The sequence below is a fragment of the Glaciimonas sp. GNP009 genome, assembly GCF_054343755.1.
This window is the reverse complement of the sequence record NZ_JBTGUV010000004.1, coordinates 2,610,753-2,628,285: the sequence shown is the minus strand read 5'-3', so window position 1 is coordinate 2,628,285 and position 17,533 is coordinate 2,610,753. Positions and strand designations below refer to the sequence as shown.

Sequence of the window (17,533 nt, the reverse complement as noted above, 5' to 3'; positions counted from 1 at the left end):
AGCGATCGATAAGCGGTTCGGCGTCAGGCTAGCAAGCGCCTGACGCCGACCATTCTTCAGGCGGTCTGCAGTGTCCTTGGCGTATTTACTGCTGATTCAGCCGCACTCAACCCGCGCAAAGCCCGAAGCCCGCTTATCGTCGATGCGCACGCTCTTGCGACTTCTGCGCCTTTGACCAGGAAATGGTCAAAGAAGAATTTTTGATGCTCTTCGCCTGAATGGAAATGATGCGGGGTCAGGACAGCAGAAAGAACCGGTACGCCCGTTTCCAATTGCACTTGCATCAGCCCTGAAATCACCGCTTCGGCGACAAACTCATGACGATAAATACCGCCATCGACCACCAAACCAGCGGCGACTACAGCGGCATAATTCCCACTATTGGCCAGCACCTTGGCGTGTAATGGAATTTCAAAAGCACCGGCGACTTCGAAAAAATCGAGACTCGACTCTTCGTAGCCCTGATTAATCATTTCAGAAATAAAGGACAGACGACATTGGTCGACGATGTCACGATGCCAACCGGCCTGAATGAAAGCGACGCGCTGAACCGTTTGTGCTTTTGATGTTGAAAAGGCGAATTGCTGCAGCATTTGAATACTCCTGTTTTTAGATGATGCATAAAAAAACAGGGCGTTTTGGATTGATAGGGATTAACAAGGTATGCAAAAGCACCACCCAAAACCAGTTCGCCACCGATTACGGAGCCGTCATCAACATCTATATTGCATGTCAATGTCAGCAACGACCACCTATTTTGAACAAGCTCTACACTGCATCCCGCTCTCTCTTTATCCGGACTATAACCGTCGGCCCCGGAATCAAACCGGGTCTGCTGACCTTCTCAAAGGGGCGAATTATCGGCCTCTTTAACAAGCGCTCGCGGGCTAAACACATTGTGTGCCATTACCGCCGGAGGGGAATTTCACCCCGCCCTGAGAACGTATACGATTATCCGTGTTTTTACACCCAGAACAACCGAAACAAGAATTTATCATATTTGTGAAATTAATGCATTGCAGGTTGATTTTTCGGTACGTTTAGTTGTCAGAGTGAGCAATTTCTGCACTCCATAAGTCATGGAGCCATTCTAAACCGGCTTTTTTGCCAGTCCCAAATAAGCCGCGATGACCTTTGAATCGCTCGCCAACTGAGCCGCTGGCCCCTCCATAACCATATCCCCGGTTTCCAAAACGTAGCCATAGTCGGCTACTTGCAACGCCGCACGCGCGTTTTGCTCGACCAGCAAGATTGCCACCCCGGTTTGCTTCAACCGCACGATGATGTGAAAAATTTCCTTCACGATCAGCGGCGCCAGACCTAAACTCGGTTCGTCCAGCATCAACAGTTGCGGTTTAGCCATCAATGCGCGCCCTACCGCCAGCATCTGACGCTCGCCGCCAGACAACGTGCCAGCCTGTTGCTTGCGTCGTTCCTGCAGGCGCGGAAACAGATCATAGACTACCGATAGTTGATCCGCGTATCCTTTTTCTCGTGCTTTATAACGCCGATAACTCCCGAGCAACAAATTGTCTTCTACACTCATGCTGGCAAATAACTCGCGCTTCTCCGGCACCAGACTCATACCGCTGGCCACTCGCTCTTCAATCGAAACGCCCTGCATGTCATGCCCTAAAAAACGCACTTTGCCACGTGCGCTGCCGTTATTCGGCATGGCACCGGCAAGGGCATTGAGCATGGTTGATTTACCCGCACCATTAGGGCCAATGACGGTAACGATCTGACCAGCCCCGACTCGCAAAGTAGCGCCATGTAACGCCTCAACTTTGCCATAGGCAACGTGCAAATCGCTGACTTCCAAAACCGGTGCGGAAATAGGATTACTTGCTGGATTAGTCATCGATCCCTCCCAGATAGGCTTCCAGCACCGCAGGGTGTTGTTGGACTTCTGCGGGAAGGCCTTCGGCAATCTTGGTACCAAACTCCATCACTACCAGACGATCCGTCAGTGTCATCACAAAATCCATATCATGCTCGACCAACAAAATACTCATACCTTCCGCTTTCAGTTTGCGCAACAATGCGGCCAGTGCCTGTTTTTCCTGATAGCGCAAACCCGCAGCCGGTTCATCCAGCAGCAACAACGTCGGATCGCAGCACAGCGCGCGGGCAATCTCCAGGATACGTTGCTGTCCCAGCGCCAGACCGCCGGCTTCTTCGTACAGTAAATCACCTAAACCCACCCGTTCAAGTTGCCGTTTAGCCTCGAATAGCAAGCCGCTTTCTTCCGCTTTATTAAGCCGCAACATGCCGGTTAGCACACCCACGACATCACCGGTTTCACCGCGTAAATGTGCACCTATCGCAGCGTTTTCCAGAACTGTCATCGTCGGCAACAAACGCACATGCTGGAACGTACGAGCAATACCTCGCCGCACGATTTGGCGCGATGGTAAACCGGTGATTTGACGCAACTCACCAAATGACCGGAATTTAATCGCGCCACTAGTCAATGGCAAAACGCCGGTGACGAGATTAAACATCGTTGATTTACCTGCGCCATTGGGACCGATCAGCCCGACGATTTCTCCCGCTGCGACGTTAAAGCACATGTCATTCACCGCCACCAAACCTCCGAACTCCTTGCGCGCACCATCAACCTCCAGCAAGATTTCACCGTGCGGTGGCTTGAGGCGCATAGTCAATGCCGTAGCAGCATCAGGCGCAATAACGGTTTGTTTTTGCGGCAATAATTTACGTAAATAAGGCCACAATCCATCGCGTGCACGCTGCAATAACAACACCATCAAAAGGCCAAAAACGATGGTCTCAAAATTACCGTTTGATCCCAATAACTTGGGCAGCCACGATTGCAACTGGTCCTTCAATAGCGTCAACAACGTCGAACCAAGAATGGCGCCCCATACGTAACCGGCCCCACCAACGACAGCCATAAACAAATATTCGATACCGGCATTCAGACCAAATGGCGTCGGATTAACTGCGCGTTGCAGATGCGCGTACAACCAGCCAGAGACACTTGCCAGCAATGCCGCCAACACAAAAATAACGATCTTGATCCACGCTGTATTGACGCCCATCGCCTCCGCCATTACTCCGCCGCCATTGAGTGCCCGGATCGCGCGTCCCAAGCGCGAATGCAACAAGTTTTGCATCCCCAATAAGGCCAGCAGAAGCATCGCCCAAATCAGGTAATACATCTTGCGCCCGGTATCAAGCGTCATGCCGAACAGGTCGATTGAGGGTATGCCATTCAAACCGTCATACTTTCCGAGAAAATCCAGATTCCCAAATAGATAGAATAACGATAGCGCCCAGGCGATGGTTCCGAGTGGTAGATAATGGCCAGACAAACGCATCGTGATAGCGCCAATACTGAAGGCAGCGATCATCGTTACGATCAGCCCAACCAACAAACCGATCCAGGGCGACACACCAAACCGTGTACTCAGATAAGCGGTGGTATAAGCACCCAGACCGACAAAAGCCGCCTGACCAAAAGACGTCAAACCACCCACGCCAGTCAACAGAACCAGACCCAACGCGACGATAGAATACAAGCCGATATAGTTGGCTAGCGTGATCCAATATTCCGGTGTCAGCAAAACCGGCAACAGCGCAACCAGAAGGACGAAGATCGACACCAGGATCAAAGACCATTGAAAGGGTCGCAAAGTTGGCTCAATGCGCATTATTGATCTCCCTCATCAACGTGCTTGCTCGTCAGCGAACGCCACAACAAGACCGGAATAATCAATGTAAATACGATGACTTCTTTGAACGCGCTGGCCCAGAATGACGAATAAGACTCAAGCAAACCAACCAACAAAGCACCGGCGGCGGCAATCGGATAACTTCCCAGACCGCCAATAATCGCGCCGACAAATCCTTTCAGCCCGATCAGGAAACCGCTGTCGTAATAAATTGTCGTCAGTGGCGCAATTAAAATGCCACACAATGCGCCCAATCCCGCCGCCAGCGTAAAGGCCAACCGTCCCGCTTGCGTCGTCCCGATACCAACCAGCCGCGCACCAAGACGATTCACCGCTGTCGCCCGCAGCGCTTTGCCCGACAAGGTGCGCTCAAAATACACATAGAGCGCCAGAATCAGCACAACAGATACACCAATGATGACTGTACTCTGGCCGGTGATCGCCAGACCGCCTATTTCAAAGCGCGCATCCGAAAATGGCAACGTGCGCGAACCTTCAGCGCCAAACATTAACAAGCCGATCCCCATCAACGCATAATGGACAGCGACCGAAACGATCAGCAAAACCAACGTACTGGCCTCGGCTAAAGGCTGGAACGCCAGTCGATAAATCATCGGGCCCATCGGAACTACGATCAATAGCGTCAACAAAACCTGACACACCATCGGCAAACTGGCATGCCCGTAGTAGCGCGTCAGCGCGTAGATCGCGACGGGAAGAAAAACAAATTTAAGAGCGGCAACCGGGATACTTCGTTTTGCCTTCCGACGCGACTCAGCCGTGCTGACAATGGCCCAGACTTCTTGCACAAAACTAAGGCAGCCTAATGCCACCAGCAAGGTTGCCGATAGCGGAAATTTATCCGCCTGCAACGCCGCCATCGTCAAGGCACCAAAGGCAACGAACTCACCCTGCGGGATAAAAATCACCCTTGTCACCGAAAAGACCAACACTAACGCAAGCGCCAGCAACGCATAAATAGCGCCGCTAGTAATGCCGTCCTGCGCCAGGATCACGGCAATTGAACCGTCCATAGTTTTACCTAAATACGTACTAAAAAGAGTACTGCAAAGGAAGCCTGAATACGTACTCAACGACGTACTCAGCGATGTACAACATGCGTGCTTAAAATGAGATTGCCGCTGGCGGAGGAGCTTGTGGAGCTTCTGGCAGCGGCAACAATAACGAGTAAAAAGCAGAAGCTATTTCAACTACTTCGCCGCGCCGAGCAGTTTCCATTTGCCGCCAACGACTTCCACCATCACCCGCGAACGCTGGTCGTAGCCGACGTGATCGGTTGGACTCATATTCACGATGCCGTGAGAAACCGCCAGATTTTTGATGGCTTCGATACCATCCCGTAAACCAGCGCGAAATTCTTTGGTGCCCGGTTTGCCTTTGGTCAGTGCAAAAGGCGTTGCTGCCGCCAAAAGCTGGCCCGAGTCCCATGCATGTCCACCAAAAGTTGAGACACTGCCGACGCCATACGCTTTTTCATAAGCGGCGCGATAGGCCATTGACGATTTTTTAACCGGATTACTATCTGGTAATTGCTCCGCCACCAGCAGCGGTCCGGCTGGCAAGAAGGTGCCCTCGCAATCCTTGCCGCAAACGCGCAGGAAATCGTTATTCGCAACGCCATGCGTTTGATAGATTTTGCCCTTGTATCCGCGCTCTTTTAATGTTTTTTGTGGCAATGCGGCTGGCGTGCCAGCGCCCGCGATCAATACTGCATCCGGGTTGGCGCTAAGAATTTTCAGCACTTGTCCGGTCACCGAAGTATCTGGGCGAGAAAAACGCTCACTGGCGACGATCTTGATCTTGCGCATTTCGGCGAATTTTGAAAATTCGCGATACCAGCCTTCGCCGTAGGCGTCCGAAAATCCAATGAAAGCGACGGTTTTAACGCCTGCGTCAACCATGTGAGCGACGATCGCGGTCGCCATATGTGAGTCATTTTGCGGTGATTTAAATATCCAGCGACGCTTAGCATCAACCGGCTCAACTAACGAAGCCGAAGCTGCCATCGAAATCATCGGTGTACCGGACTCGGCAGCAACATCACTCATCGCCAGCGAATTAGGAGTTGTAGTGGAACCGACCAGCAAATCGACCTTATCTTCAGTCACCAGTTTGCGTGCGTTTTTCACAGCAGTTGTGGTATCGGTAGCATCGTCCAATACGATGTATTCTACTTTTTGCCCTGCGATTTCCTTCGGCAACAAAGCAAAGGTATTTTTTTCCGGTATACCTAGCGAAGCAGCAGGTCCGGTCGCAGAAACACTGACACCGACCTTAATTTGTGCGAAAGCACCCGTAACGTTAGCGCTTAGTGTCAGCGCAACCGCTGATGAAAGGGCGATTCTTAGCCATACTTTTTTCATTCAAAGACTCCTTTTATGATGATCGGCTTTTTTACGAGCCGGTTGTCGCGTTATAGTCGCGCTGTTTTTTTGAGACTTACCCGTTGTGTCCCCAACCATACTTCGACGCTTCTGGCTCGTTCGCACCCGATACCAGCATTAACGTCGCGCTATTACACCAAAATTAAGGCGATTTGCTGCGCTGCGTCCTCGCACGGCTTTTGCTTAAAGCGAGTCTTGGCAAAACGTTGCCAGCGTCCCAGCACAAAACTGGTCAATATATTGGCACGGATAGTCGCTTCCTGCTCGTTAGCCTCACCTTGACTGGCAGCGATCCTCAATGCTTGCTTCAACGACATTTCAATGCGATCCACAAACTGATTCATTCGCAGCTGCAATCGCTCATCTTCATTAATAAGGGCGTCGCCGATAATGACACGTGTCATGCCAGGATTAGTTTCGGCAAAATTGAGCAACATTAAAGCCACCGCTTGGGCTTGCAACAAACCCTTCTCCTGCTGTTCGGTAATTTGATTGATCAGGCCAAAAACACTAGTCTCAATGAACTCAATCAAACCCTCAAACATTTGTGCCTTGCTGGCGAAATGGCGATACAACGCCGCTTCCGACACCGCCAGTTTTGCGGCCAAAGCAGCAGTGGTGATCTTCTCACCCTTGGGTTGTTCGAGCATCGTTGCCAACGTTTGAAGAATCTGTAGCTTACGTTCGCCAGGTTTATTTGTTGCCATATCTTATTTTCGTATCAGTCTGATCTGTTAATCATTAAGTCCAACCAAAAAACCGCTTAGATGTTGTATCTCATTGTCGTACCGTCGCACTACCTGCGTCGGTACGACCAATCTGAACGGGGTTTTATTCGCACTTAGCGCAGCCGATGAAGGTTATTTGCCAGTCGCCGCACGGATTTTACTTTGACATCGACGTAACGGGTGCGCTTTGTCAGATTTGGGTGCATCAACTGCCCGCTCTGGGTCGAAATTTTGGCCGTTTTGGACAAATACCCTGTCACCCACACCGTCCGCATGCCGATCCGCTTGGCCGTTCTCAAATTAGCCAACGTATCTTCCACCAAAATACAACGATGTGCGGCGATTCCTTCCCGTGCGATCAACTTACGCAATAAATGTGGTGACGGCTTTGGCCGGAGTTGCCGATGCACGTGCATGGACTCAATTGAGATGTGTTTGCCAAATTGACGGTGCAGCCCCAAATGACGCATAACATCATGGGAATAACGTTGTGGTGCATTGGTTAATAATATTTTTCGACCGGGCAAACGTTTCAGCAGACTAATCAGACCACGTTCAGCACGGATCATGCCGTAAAGATCGTCAAAACGATGTGCTTCGCGCAAAAAGTCCTCAGCGCGCACCCCGTGATGCTTGACCATTCCCAGCAACGTGGCACCATAACGTATCCAATAGTCAGTCCGCACCGCATTGACGGTCGCCGCATCCGCATCGACCCCGTCCGTCCCCAGTGCACGCGCAATGAAGCGATTCATATTGTCATTGATCGCCGGAAAAAAGGCGTGCGAAGCGTTATGTAGCGTGTTGTCCAGGTCGAACAGCCAGACCGGTGTAGTATTTGCCAACATCATTTGTCACCAGGTTTTGTTAACGTTATGGCTGCATGCGTAAAATGTTGCCTCTTAAACAAATAAAGAGACTCTGACACTACGCTCGTAAAGGTCAGTCTAGCCACCAACAAAGTCATGCCGGCAGTAACGATACAATATGTCGAAAACCTTCAAACGCCGTTAAATAAAACGCATCAGGGAGAACGTGTGCTGCGCCAGATTATAGTCAGTTTGAGTGATCGGTTTAAAAAGGTTTGCGGCTTTGCTGGGCCGTGTATCGGCCGAACGCGTGCGTGGTATCGCCGCCCGCATTACTTGGTTCCTTTTTTCCTCGCTGGATTTTATGTAGCATCCACCTTCGCCAGGGACATCGACACCAAAGCGGCCACCCCGCCAACCAAGGCTGTTCGTCAAGGCGGCGCATTATTTAAGATTCAACGCGACGGCCATACCGCCTATTTATTTGGCACCATCCACGTCGGCAGCGCGGATTTTTTCCCGCTCGCACCACAAGTCATGAGGGCTTTAGATCAATCGTCACGCGTGGCCATTGAAATCGACACCAGCGACACGGCGACGCTCAACCGACTCATTCAACACTATGCGTTATATCCCAATGACAGCTCATCCACGCAAGATATACCGGCCGCTTTGACGCAACAAGTGCACGCATTGCTAGAAAAGTACCATATGGCGCCAACCGACGTCCTTCGGATGAAGCCTTGGCTATTGGCGACCATGCTGACGACAGAAGAATACGCCAGAAATGGCTTCCCGAAGGAACAAGGCGTCGACAACTATCTTTCCAATTATGCGCAGACGCACAACAAACCGTTGATAGGCCTGGAAAGTGTCGAATATCAGTTGTCTTTACTAGGTAACTTGTCCGTCGCAGATCAAAACCGTTTTTTACAAGATACCGTCGACGATCTAGATGATCCGATCCGCGCAAGAAAAGCGCTTGATCTGGTGGCATTGTGGCGTAGCGGCGATTTGGTCGGATTAGAAAAACTGCTAAAAGAAATGACTAGTGACGATACCTTCACCGGTCAATTTATACAACGCGCGCTATTGGACGGACGCAATCCTGCATTAGCCGATGCCTTCGAGAAGCTGCTCAAGTCAAACAAAACCGCATTCGCCGGTATTGGCATGTTGCATCTAGTCGGCCAGACGAGCGTGCAAGCGCTGCTGCGTGAACGCGGGTATAGCGTGCAGCGAACTTACTAATTGCTATATTCACTGCTATTGGTATTGGTAGCGCTAAAGTAAGCCAGTTTGCGTAGAAGTTGACGCGCTATCAACAAGATCGCAACGTTCAACCATCTGCGAGAACTGATACTAAACATCACCACAGCCAGACAAGATCAACCTTGTGTGGTGATGAGGCTCGTCTCAGACTTTGAGATACCAGGTCACAGCATTACCCGCGGCGTTAATTTTTGATCCGGCCATGATATTCCCTGCCTCCAATCGCACCGTTTTGCCTTGCATATGCGGTGCATGCCAGTTGCCGGTTATTGGACACACATCGCCCGGATAAGCTTTTTGATCTGTAAATATCTGCGGCGCGACCGGCGGTCTGGTTTTCAGATAGTCCGCTTCCTCAGCGGGAATCGTGCCATCCAGATAGCGCTTGTCTTCCCACAGCAAACGCCACCAGACTTCTTCCCACGTGTCCGTGCCTTCCAATTGATATTCGGTGGCAACCGCACCTGATAAAAAATAATTAGGGCAACCGACTTTTGCAGCCATTTTCGCCGGATCGGTATTTTTGAAGATCTGCATGATAAACCATGGCTCCCAGATACCGTCAGTGGGAATGGTCCCGCCGGTGAAGATTTGATCCTGATGGTTATGGTTATACGGCGGGCATGATGGAAGATATTCCGGGAAGATACGAGGGATCGGCCATTCGGGTTCGAAGAAGAGGGTTTCATAGGTCCATTTCTGGGACTGACGTAGGCTATTCATGTCAACTAAATGGAAAGGCACGTAGTTTTTACACTCAAATACCGTGATGCCCTGAGTAAAGTTGATAACTGAAGCGTTCATGACGTCCTTTACAAAGGCGGTGTGGTTGCTCGGATGAATGCTGTTTCCGGGATATTCATTGGTCATCCCTAAAGCAATATAAAAAGGATCGTAATACACACCTTTTTCATCTGCATATCGACCAAATAATTGGCCTATAAAACTTGGAAGCGAAAGCGTTTCATATGCTTCGGTCTTATGAGGCGTGGACCGAAGTAGCGCCAGCCCTTGCTCCATAGGTATCATCTGGCGCAGGAATTCTTTGTATTCGTATTCGTGCCGAGTCTGATAAAAGTCAGCGTCCGGATCGTTTTGTAAGGCAGGCGAAAGGTTCTTGAGTTGCTTCAAAAACGCATCCAAAAAACCTTGATACCGCAATCGAGCCTGATCGATAAAAGTAAAACTGGTATATTTTTTGAGTAAGTAAAACGCTTGATCCCGTACCAGTGGTTCCTGCTCCGGGGTCATGGTTAATCGGTTTTGCATATTATTTCCCTATCTCTTAGTTATTTGTTTGCTTACCCGCCGTAGCCGCACCGCGTAATAGATAGCCTTCCTGGACGATCTTGGCAGAGCGATAATTTTGACAAAAAGGACAACTCAGGACGACGATTTATGTGGATTCAGGCCTGTCATCGTCGGGATTATGGTAACTTTCATCGATGTGATATTTACCCTCGGCGCGAATTTTCTGTTCGGCGATGGGGCGCATGGTTTTCAGCTGTTGGCGGGTTGGCGGGTAGAGTTCTCTCCAGCGCCGTCTTCTTTCTTCGCCCTGAAAATGCGCTCGCTCCCACGCATTTCTGGTTTCAAATTCCAGTGAAATTAAGTAAGCGCCTAGCTTGTTAGGATCGACTTCCATACCTCTCTGAAAAGACACGTCCAGGTAAACGCCATTGGCATAAAAATTCCAGTGAGCATAATTCCTGATCCACATCCATTCCTGAAAGGTCGGCATATAGTCTGGATCAATCGGATAAAGGCTCTCGACCATCTGGGAATACACCAATGCGTCACGCCCACTGATACGGGGATAATGAGCAGGAATATGGCGCTTCCAGCCTGAATTTTGTATGGTCTTGAGTAGCGCGTAAAACTGTCTTTGGGCTTCGGGATGAAGCACCGTTGCTTCTGACATGCCAACACCCAGTGAAAAATTTTCAATTCCCTCCTCTGGCGTATCGCCCGGCACTGCTACCCCGGTGAGGCCAAGCACAAAGGGAACAGTGAAGCTATAAGCACCATTATCAATATGCACGTTACCTAGTGATTGTTGATAAGGGATTCGCGTCCAGTCAATGTTGTAAAACACCACCTCGCCATTCACATTCTTATCATTAACCTCTAATTTTCTTGGATACATTTTTGCCAAGTCCTGCCCTTGTTGACCTAAGCGTATCGTGATATCTGTTTGTGTCATGTCGACCTTTTGGGGGAATAATTCACGCGTTATAGACTTGATAAGAGATAGATTAATCCACTGTGGGTTTGGACCGCCCAACCACACCATGCATACGACGAATGGGAGAAGCACGGTGAATATTAAAATCGATTTCTGTATTAACTTTGTCCAGATTGGCGGCCATTGGCGACGGTCGTTATCGCGCATGCTGCGTGATACGATCATCAGGGATCATTGAATTCATTGCGCTGCTATCGATTCCAAAAAAGAACATTTTAGGTGGGTAATTTATGTGGATTCAGGCCTGTCATCGTCGGGATTACGGTAACTTTCATCGATATGATATTTACCCTCGGCGCGAATTTTCTGTTCGGCGATGGGGCGCATGGTTTTCAGCTGTTGGCGTGTCGGCGGGTAGAGTTCTCTCCAGCGTGATCGCTCTTTTCCCTGAAAATGCGCTCGCTCCCACGCATTTCTGGTTTCAAATTCCAGTGAAATTAAGTAAGCGCCTAGCTTGTTAGGATCGACCTCCATACCTCTCTGAAAAGATACGTCCAGGTACACACCGTTGGCATAAAAATTCCAGTGAGCATAATTCCTGATCCACATCCATTCCTGAAAGGTGGGCATATAGTCGGGATCGATGGGGTAACTACTTTCGACCATCTGGGAATACGCCAATGCGTCTCGCCCGCTAATACGTGGGAAAGCAACCCGAATCTGCCGCTTCCAACCTGCTTTTTGTATAGTCTTGAGTAGCGCGTAAAACTGTCTTTGGGCTTCGGGATGAAGTACCGTTGCTTCTGACATGCCAACTCCCAGTGAAAAATTTTCAATTCCCTCCTCTGGCGTATCGCCCGGCACTGCTACCCCGGTGAGGCCAAGCACAAAGGGAACAGTGAAGCTATATGCACCATTATCAATATGCACATTACCCAGCGATTGCTGATAAGCAACACGGGTCCAGTCAATGTTGTAAAACACCATCGCACCATTCGCATTCTTATTGTTAACTTTTATTGCCCTTGGATACATTGTTGCCAAGTCCTGCCCTTGTTGACCTAAGCGTATCGTGATATCTGTTTGTGCCATGTCGACCTTTTGGGGGAATAATTCACGCGTTATAGACTTGATAAGAGATAGATTTATCCACACTGGGTTTGGACCGCCCAACCACACCATGCATACGACGAATGGGAGAAGCACGGTGAATATTAAAATCGATTTCTGTATTAACTTTGTCCAAATTGGCGGCCATTGGCGACGGTCGTTATCGCGCATGCTGCGTGATACGATCATCAGGGATCATTGAATTCATTGCGCTGCTATCGATTCCAAAAAAGAACATTTTAGGTGGGTAATTTATGTGGATTCAGGCCTGTCATCGTCGGGATTACGGTAACTTTCATCGATATGATATTTACCCTCGGCGCGAATTTTCTGCTCGGCGATGGGGCGCATGGTTTTCAGCTGTTGGCGGGTTGGCGGGTAGAGTTCTCTCCAGCGCAATCGTTCGTTTCCTTGAAAATGACTCCGCTCCCACGCATTTCTGGTTTCAAATTCCAGGGAAATTAAGTAAGCGCCTGGCTTATCGGGATCGACCTCCATACCTCTCTGAAAAGATACGTCCAGGTACACACCGTTGGCATAAAAATTCCAGTGAGCATAATTTCTAATCCACATCCATTCCTGAAAGGTGGGCATATAGTCGGGATCGATGGGGTAACTACTTTCGACCATCTGGGAATACGCCAATGCGTCTCGCCCGCTAATACGTGGGAAAGCAACCCGAATCTGCCGCTTCCAACCTGCTTTTTGTATAGTCTTGAGTAGCGCGTAAAACTGTCTTTGGGCTTCGGGATGAAGTACCGTTGCTTCTGACATGCCAACTCCCAGTGAAAAATTTTCAATTCCCTCCTCTGGCGTATCGCCCGGCACTGCCACCCCCATGACGCTCAGAACAAAGGGAGTAGTAAAGCTATAGGTACCATTATCAATATGCACGTTACCAAGGGATTGCTGATAAGGAATACGCGTCCAATGGATTTCATAAAACACCATTTCGCCATTGGCATTCTTATCGTTAACTTTTAATTGCCTCGGGTACATTTTTGCCCAATCCTGACCTTGCTGACCTAAGCGTATCGTGATCTCTGTTTGTGCCATGTCGACCTTTTCGTTGAATAAATGATTTTGTAGAGAGTTGATGAGGGGATGATCAAGCCACGGCACATACGCACAGCGCCACCACGTCATGCACACAACGCAGGCGAACAACAGGCTGCACACTACAATCGATCTGCGCCCTGCTTTGCTCACGATGGTGGCATTTCATTTAAATGAATAATCGTATCCGGCAAGCTGACCCACCCTGCCATGATGCAGAGCTCTTTTTCCATAAAAGGCGCACGCTTTTGCATCAAACCGTGAAATTTCTGGACCGCCAACTTAATCCAATCCATGCGACTGTCTTCGTTCTCCAATACCGTATTTTTTGGTGCGGTCGATTTCAAGGTAGGATCATCGGTGCTGCACGCACGGGTGAATACCAGTTCCAATTTCGGCGTTGCCCACTGCACGTATGGCTGTCGCTGGAACTCAAGCCAGCAGGAAAAATAGGGATCGTCATAAATGAGCGGTTGCAGGATCTTGCGTTGTTCGTGGTTGGCAACCAGCATCAGATGCTCAAGTTGCTTAATAGGTTTCATGTCTTGGTCCGCCGACTGATATTCCATCATTTTGTCAAACGCCTGATCGATCTCTGGCGTGATGGGCAAATTCCGCAATGTCGCCATCGCCTCATCATGCCAGGGCAATTTCTTCATTTGCGCTGTCACCGTTGGGACCAATTCATCGACTTTGGCTCGGGCGGAGGCGCATTGTTTAAAACTCGGCGATTCCATTGCCCAGTAAGCATGGGTAGCGGCGATATCCATAAATAACCAGAAATTGCCTTTAGCCAGCCCTTGATGGATTACGGGGATCATTTTCACGCGTGATAATTCGAGCGAACAGGCAACGGTTTTGCTGGCAAAAGCTGCCAGCGCGGCCCAGTAGAAGCGGCCTTTTTTTTCTGGCTGGCTAAATTTTTCTTGCTCAAGATAAAGCCGCGCATAGGTCGCTGAAATGCGTCGTGCGCGCACAACATAGCTGTCAATCAGATGATATTCCTGCGTTTTTGGTTTGTGATTACACATCCGCAGATAGGCAAATTGTGTCGCTCGCGACCACATGACTGGGCATGTGCAGATTAAGTCGACACAACTATTCGGTATCTTGTTGGTAGTGCCGATGACGAAGGTATCTGCCATGTTATTTATTCCTTGTTGTCATTGCTGGTGTCGATGGTGGGAAAATGAAGGTCGAATTTGAGCGATTGTGTTTGCTTGGTATGGACTGATGGCGTGGTACCTTTTTCTGCGGTTTCAGAGAAATGTCCGTCTTCTTCCTGCAGTCGATAGTCCGCGCCGGGCTGCGGTAAGCCAGTCATGCCGAGCACCCGAAAAGTTTCGTCGTAGACGTCGACTGCGGGAAGGCCGGTGACGTTGACGCCAAAACTTTTGGGACCGATCACTTCTTTGCTTGCCGCGCGTATCAGATACGCGCCACTGGTTCCGCTCTCAATGCCATTGGCGTTGTATTTGGTATAGCTGCCGCCGCCATTGATCATGACTTCGTCGGTGGCATTGATGACGATACGGTTGGCGGTGTGGGTAATATTGAGTTTGGCTAAAATGTTGAGGCTGCTCTTTAATGCCTTCACATCAATGTCGGCGCTGCTGGCGACCATTTTCATACCGGCGTTGTAGGCAAACAGGCGGATGCCGTTTTTGACACTGGCGATGAGCCGTTGTCCTACCGACAAACTCATATCCTGTCCGCTGGTGAGCGCTACATGCTCCCCGCTGGCAATGTGGGTCGATTGCGGCGTCGTGGTAGCGATCCCCGCTGGACTGGCGAGTATCAGATGCGGTGCGGTTAATTCGGGAAAGCTGCCTTCTTTGACGTTGCCGTTGTTTCCGTTGTTGCCGCCGGTCCCTTGAATCGCGTCGTTCTGATCGGTGAGTGAAGTGGTGACCGCTTTGTGCTCGCCAACTTCAAGCGCACCATGTTGCTGCGCCAGTTCACCGAGGCTTTTCTGTTGGCCGTGCGCATCGATCAGGCGCTGTGCCGTCTCGCCCAGATCGGTGATGTGACGACTGGCATTGGGGCGACTTTCGGTGCTGATCAGCAGACCGTTTTTAGCGCGGATTGCGCCATGTCCGTCGGTGCGCAGTTCAAATCCTTGACCGCGGGATTCCTTGCGACCGGCGTGGTCTTCGATGCGTGTAATGTGGCCCAAACTCAATTGGCTGTGCTGATGATCGCTTTTAAGCTGGCTCTGGATTTTGCCTGCCGTGTCATCCATGACCAGATGGTTGCTGCGTCCGCTGGCCGCATTGCCACCGTCGGGCGTCAGTTCGCGTGAGCGAAAGCCCGATAACGCGCTTTGACTCGGCAATGCCCACGGTGGCGTATTGAGTTGGTTGTACACCCGTCCGGTACATAGCGGCAAGTCGGGATCGCCACTCAGAAAGTCGACGATGACTTCTTGCCCGATGCGGGGAATATGCATGCCGCCGAGTTGATTGCCAGCCCACGGTGCGGCCACGCGGACCCAGCAACTGCTCTGATGATTGTGTTGGCCGAGGCGGTCCCATGGAAACTGGATCTTGATGCGCCCGAGGGTATCGGTCCAGATGTTTTGTCCCTGCGGACCGACCACTGTGGCGGTGGCGGGACCGTGGGTGAACGGTTTGGGTGTAGACCGTTCCGGTCGCACGTTCTCGCTGGCCGGTTGCACCGTAAAGTCGACGTGGACGCGATAACGTTGCCGGTGTGCATTGTCGGATGCCTGGGTTTCTTGTGCGGCTTCGTCGATTATCAGCGTGGTCGAGACAATCACATACGCGCGATTGGCGGCGGTCTGCGGATGGCGCTCTAATGTAAAGATGCAACCGGGCACCATGCCGCGTAGATGGCCTTGGCCTTGCGCTCGTTGGCCGACGCTGTGTAAGGCTTGCATGCGCAAACGGGCGATGAAATCGCCTTCGGCAAACGGATCATTCTGGCTTTCCGGGTTGGTGCTTGCTGAACCGGAACCCGCCTTCGGCTGGCTATAATGCGCGTCGGCATGCCATTGATAGACGGCTTGCTCACTGTGCGCAGTGGGGCGGGGATCGTAGCGGTTGGCGGTGAGATTGGCCTTGGGCCTTGTGTAGTCATAATCCCGCGTCGTGTACTGGCCGGAGGTAAGTTGATGTACGGGTGAAAAGGCATGAATACACTCTTCATCGATATGTTTGCCTTCCGTATGAAACTGCACCACGTGATAAGCGCTGCTGGGCGAATTCTTATGCGCACCGATGCTGTCGATTAAGACCAGTCGATGGACGCCATTATCATGCTCGAAGAAATAGTTGATTCCCCATTCTTCGCACAATCGACTAAAGAACGTAAAGTCGCTTTCGTTGTATTGGGTCTGATAGTCGCGTTTGGGATAAGTCTCAATGAGACGCTTGTCGACTGGACAGGCGTAGTCGGCAAACAGCAGATCGATGATCTCGATCACGCTTTGATCCTGAAATATCTTGCAGTCGGTGGTCAGTGTCGCCAGATGCAACCACGGGCGCAATGTCACTTCGTACAGCGCGTGGCGGCCCTCTTGCCGCAGCATGCTGGCGGCGGTGATAAGGCCGGAGATTTCACGCGTCCCAGCACCGATGTTGCCAAGCAGATTGTCAGCAAACGCACTGTCGATAAATCCACCGCTGCCATCCAATGCAATCATGATGGTTAACTCGCGACCAATGAAATCATCGAGATTGACATTGCCGATATCTTCACTCAGATGGATCAAGGATTCGGGCGTCATCAGCACGACGGTGTAATCGAATAATGCGTTCATGCCTTCCGTGCCAGAGAGACTAATCGGCACCAGCGCAGGTTGATTCAGGCGTGTTGGAATAGCGCTGCTAGATGCGCTGAGAGTGCGACTGCTGGACATTGGGGGAAGACCTTCCGCTACGAACGTGAGGACGATTTAATGCAATCTTTATCGCATCTTGCAATCGTGGAGGTGAAAAACTCTGTGGCAATATTAAGCGGTAATGATCATCAATAGTGCTAAGAACTTTCTGAAAATGTATGCCATTTTCAAAATTAAGAATAATCCGCGATTATTTATGTAGTTAGCTATTGTAGGGAGAATCTGGTCACTTATAGGTCGATGATCATCACGCTATCGGACCTGCCTGATATGGTGTTATTTACCGAAATACTATGTCCTACAACTTTCCCCTCTCCGCATTCAAAGACTAAAAATGCATGTCAACAAGCGCTCTATCAATGACGTGCATTAAGGTGGGTTAACACCAGTTCTAAAGTCTTATGGCGCTAT

Annotated in this window: 14 protein-coding genes and 1 riboswitch; of the genes, 1 reads left to right on the top strand and 13 read right to left on the bottom strand. The window is 50.3% G+C overall.

The genetic code is table 11. From position 1 onward, the window contains the following. Positions 1 to 56: 56 nt before the first annotated feature. The 7 genes from ACXX82_RS12395 to ACXX82_RS12365 form a co-directional block, all read right to left on the bottom strand. Positions 57 to 593: a 6,7-dimethyl-8-ribityllumazine synthase gene (locus ACXX82_RS12395; RefSeq protein ID WP_322235101.1), complete on the bottom strand. Its 537-nt coding sequence runs from the start codon at positions 591 to 593 to the stop codon at positions 57 to 59. 185 nt (positions 594 to 778) lie between these two features. Beyond that, positions 779 to 947, bottom strand: a riboswitch (FMN riboswitch). A gap of 143 nt (positions 948 to 1,090) precedes the next feature. Further along, the gene (locus ACXX82_RS12390; RefSeq protein ID WP_322235099.1) at positions 1,091 to 1,861 is read right to left on the bottom strand and encodes an ABC transporter ATP-binding protein; all 771 of its coding nucleotides are present in this window, start codon (positions 1,859 to 1,861) and stop codon (positions 1,091 to 1,093) included. Continuing rightward, positions 1,854 to 3,674: a branched-chain amino acid ABC transporter ATP-binding protein/permease gene (locus ACXX82_RS12385; protein WP_458563021.1), complete on the bottom strand. Its 1,821-nt coding sequence runs from the start codon at positions 3,672 to 3,674 to the stop codon at positions 1,854 to 1,856. The genes ACXX82_RS12390 and ACXX82_RS12385 overlap by 8 nt, the downstream gene beginning before the upstream one ends. Next, the gene (locus ACXX82_RS12380) at positions 3,674 to 4,729 is read right to left on the bottom strand and encodes a branched-chain amino acid ABC transporter permease (protein WP_458563020.1); all 1,056 of its coding nucleotides are present in this window, start codon (positions 4,727 to 4,729) and stop codon (positions 3,674 to 3,676) included. Before ACXX82_RS12380 ends, ACXX82_RS12385 begins: the two co-directional genes overlap by 1 nt. A 177-nt stretch (positions 4,730 to 4,906) precedes the next feature. After that, positions 4,907 to 6,079, bottom strand: coding sequence for an ABC transporter substrate-binding protein (locus tag ACXX82_RS12375; protein WP_458563019.1), 1,173 nt, complete (start codon positions 6,077 to 6,079; stop codon positions 4,907 to 4,909). A gap of 152 nt (positions 6,080 to 6,231) precedes the next feature. After that, entirely contained in the window at positions 6,232 to 6,807 is a 576-nt protein-coding gene (slmA, locus tag ACXX82_RS12370) for a nucleoid occlusion factor SlmA (RefSeq protein ID WP_322235087.1), read from the bottom strand. Between the two features lie 134 nt (positions 6,808 to 6,941). Beyond that, positions 6,942 to 7,676 carry a pyrimidine 5'-nucleotidase gene (locus ACXX82_RS12365; RefSeq protein WP_322240363.1) on the bottom strand — a complete coding sequence of 245 codons (735 nt, stop codon included), beginning with the start codon at positions 7,674 to 7,676 and terminating at the stop codon, positions 6,942 to 6,944. A gap of 189 nt (positions 7,677 to 7,865) precedes the next feature. Here ACXX82_RS12365 and ACXX82_RS12360 point away from each other — a divergent pair, with 189 nt between their 5' ends. Next, positions 7,866 to 8,888 (top strand): TraB/GumN family protein, encoded by a 1,023-nt coding sequence (locus ACXX82_RS12360; protein ID WP_323507005.1) that lies wholly within the window; start codon positions 7,866 to 7,868, stop codon positions 8,886 to 8,888. Positions 8,889 to 9,053: 165 nt separating this feature from the next. Here the strand turns inward: ACXX82_RS12360 and ACXX82_RS12355 are convergent, their stop codons facing one another. From ACXX82_RS12355 to ACXX82_RS12330, 6 genes are all read right to left on the bottom strand, one after another. Continuing rightward, the gene (locus tag ACXX82_RS12355) at positions 9,054 to 10,178 is read right to left on the bottom strand and encodes an Imm72 family immunity protein (protein WP_458563018.1); all 1,125 of its coding nucleotides are present in this window, start codon (positions 10,176 to 10,178) and stop codon (positions 9,054 to 9,056) included. A gap of 127 nt (positions 10,179 to 10,305) precedes the next feature. Further along, positions 10,306 to 11,112: a hypothetical protein gene (locus ACXX82_RS12350; protein ID WP_458563017.1), complete on the bottom strand. Its 807-nt coding sequence runs from the start codon at positions 11,110 to 11,112 to the stop codon at positions 10,306 to 10,308. A gap of 270 nt (positions 11,113 to 11,382) precedes the next feature. Next, positions 11,383 to 12,186, bottom strand: a complete 804-nt coding sequence (locus tag ACXX82_RS12345) for a hypothetical protein (RefSeq protein ID WP_458563016.1) — start codon at positions 12,184 to 12,186, stop codon at positions 11,383 to 11,385. 270 nt (positions 12,187 to 12,456) lie between these two features. Then, a complete protein-coding gene (locus ACXX82_RS12340) occupies positions 12,457 to 13,260 on the bottom strand; it encodes a hypothetical protein (protein WP_458563015.1) in 804 nt (267 codons plus the stop codon). 149 nt (positions 13,261 to 13,409) lie between these two features. Beyond that, the gene (locus ACXX82_RS12335; protein ID WP_458563014.1) at positions 13,410 to 14,405 is read right to left on the bottom strand and encodes a DUF2515 family protein; all 996 of its coding nucleotides are present in this window, start codon (positions 14,403 to 14,405) and stop codon (positions 13,410 to 13,412) included. A gap of 5 nt (positions 14,406 to 14,410) precedes the next feature. Continuing rightward, complete coding sequence (locus ACXX82_RS12330) at positions 14,411 to 17,140, bottom strand: type VI secretion system Vgr family protein (protein WP_458563013.1); 2,730 nt, start codon at positions 17,138 to 17,140, stop codon at positions 14,411 to 14,413. Between the last annotated feature and the right edge of the window lie 393 nt (positions 17,141 to 17,533).

Excerpts from the sequence above, each read along its gene's own strand:
- ACXX82_RS12335 (WP_458563014.1), bottom strand. The coding sequence starts at position 14,405 with ATGGCAGATACCTTCGTCATCGGCACTACCAACAAGATACCGAATAGT.
- ACXX82_RS12365 (WP_322240363.1), bottom strand. The coding sequence starts at position 7,676 with ATGTTGGCAAATACTACACCGGTCTGGCTGTTCGACCTGGACAACACG.
- ACXX82_RS12390 (WP_322235099.1), bottom strand. The coding sequence starts at position 1,861 with ATGACTAATCCAGCAAGTAATCCTATTTCCGCACCGGTTTTGGAAGTC.
- ACXX82_RS12350 (WP_458563017.1), bottom strand. The coding sequence starts at position 11,112 with ATGACACAAACAGATATCACGATACGCTTAGGTCAACAAGGGCAGGAC.
- ACXX82_RS12375 (WP_458563019.1), bottom strand. The coding sequence starts at position 6,079 with ATGAAAAAAGTATGGCTAAGAATCGCCCTTTCATCAGCGGTTGCGCTG.
- ACXX82_RS12395 (WP_322235101.1), bottom strand. The coding sequence starts at position 593 with ATGCTGCAGCAATTCGCCTTTTCAACATCAAAAGCACAAACGGTTCAG.
- ACXX82_RS12340 (WP_458563015.1), bottom strand. The coding sequence starts at position 13,260 with ATGGCACAAACAGAGATCACGATACGCTTAGGTCAGCAAGGTCAGGAT.
- slmA (WP_322235087.1), bottom strand. The coding sequence starts at position 6,807 with ATGGCAACAAATAAACCTGGCGAACGTAAGCTACAGATTCTTCAAACG.
- ACXX82_RS12330 (WP_458563013.1), bottom strand. The coding sequence starts at position 17,140 with ATGTCCAGCAGTCGCACTCTCAGCGCATCTAGCAGCGCTATTCCAACA.
- ACXX82_RS12380 (WP_458563020.1), bottom strand. The coding sequence starts at position 4,729 with ATGGACGGTTCAATTGCCGTGATCCTGGCGCAGGACGGCATTACTAGC.
- ACXX82_RS12385 (WP_458563021.1), bottom strand. The coding sequence starts at position 3,674 with ATGCGCATTGAGCCAACTTTGCGACCCTTTCAATGGTCTTTGATCCTG.
- ACXX82_RS12355 (WP_458563018.1), bottom strand. The coding sequence starts at position 10,178 with ATGCAAAACCGATTAACCATGACCCCGGAGCAGGAACCACTGGTACGG.
- ACXX82_RS12345 (WP_458563016.1), bottom strand. The coding sequence starts at position 12,186 with ATGGCACAAACAGATATCACGATACGCTTAGGTCAACAAGGGCAGGAC.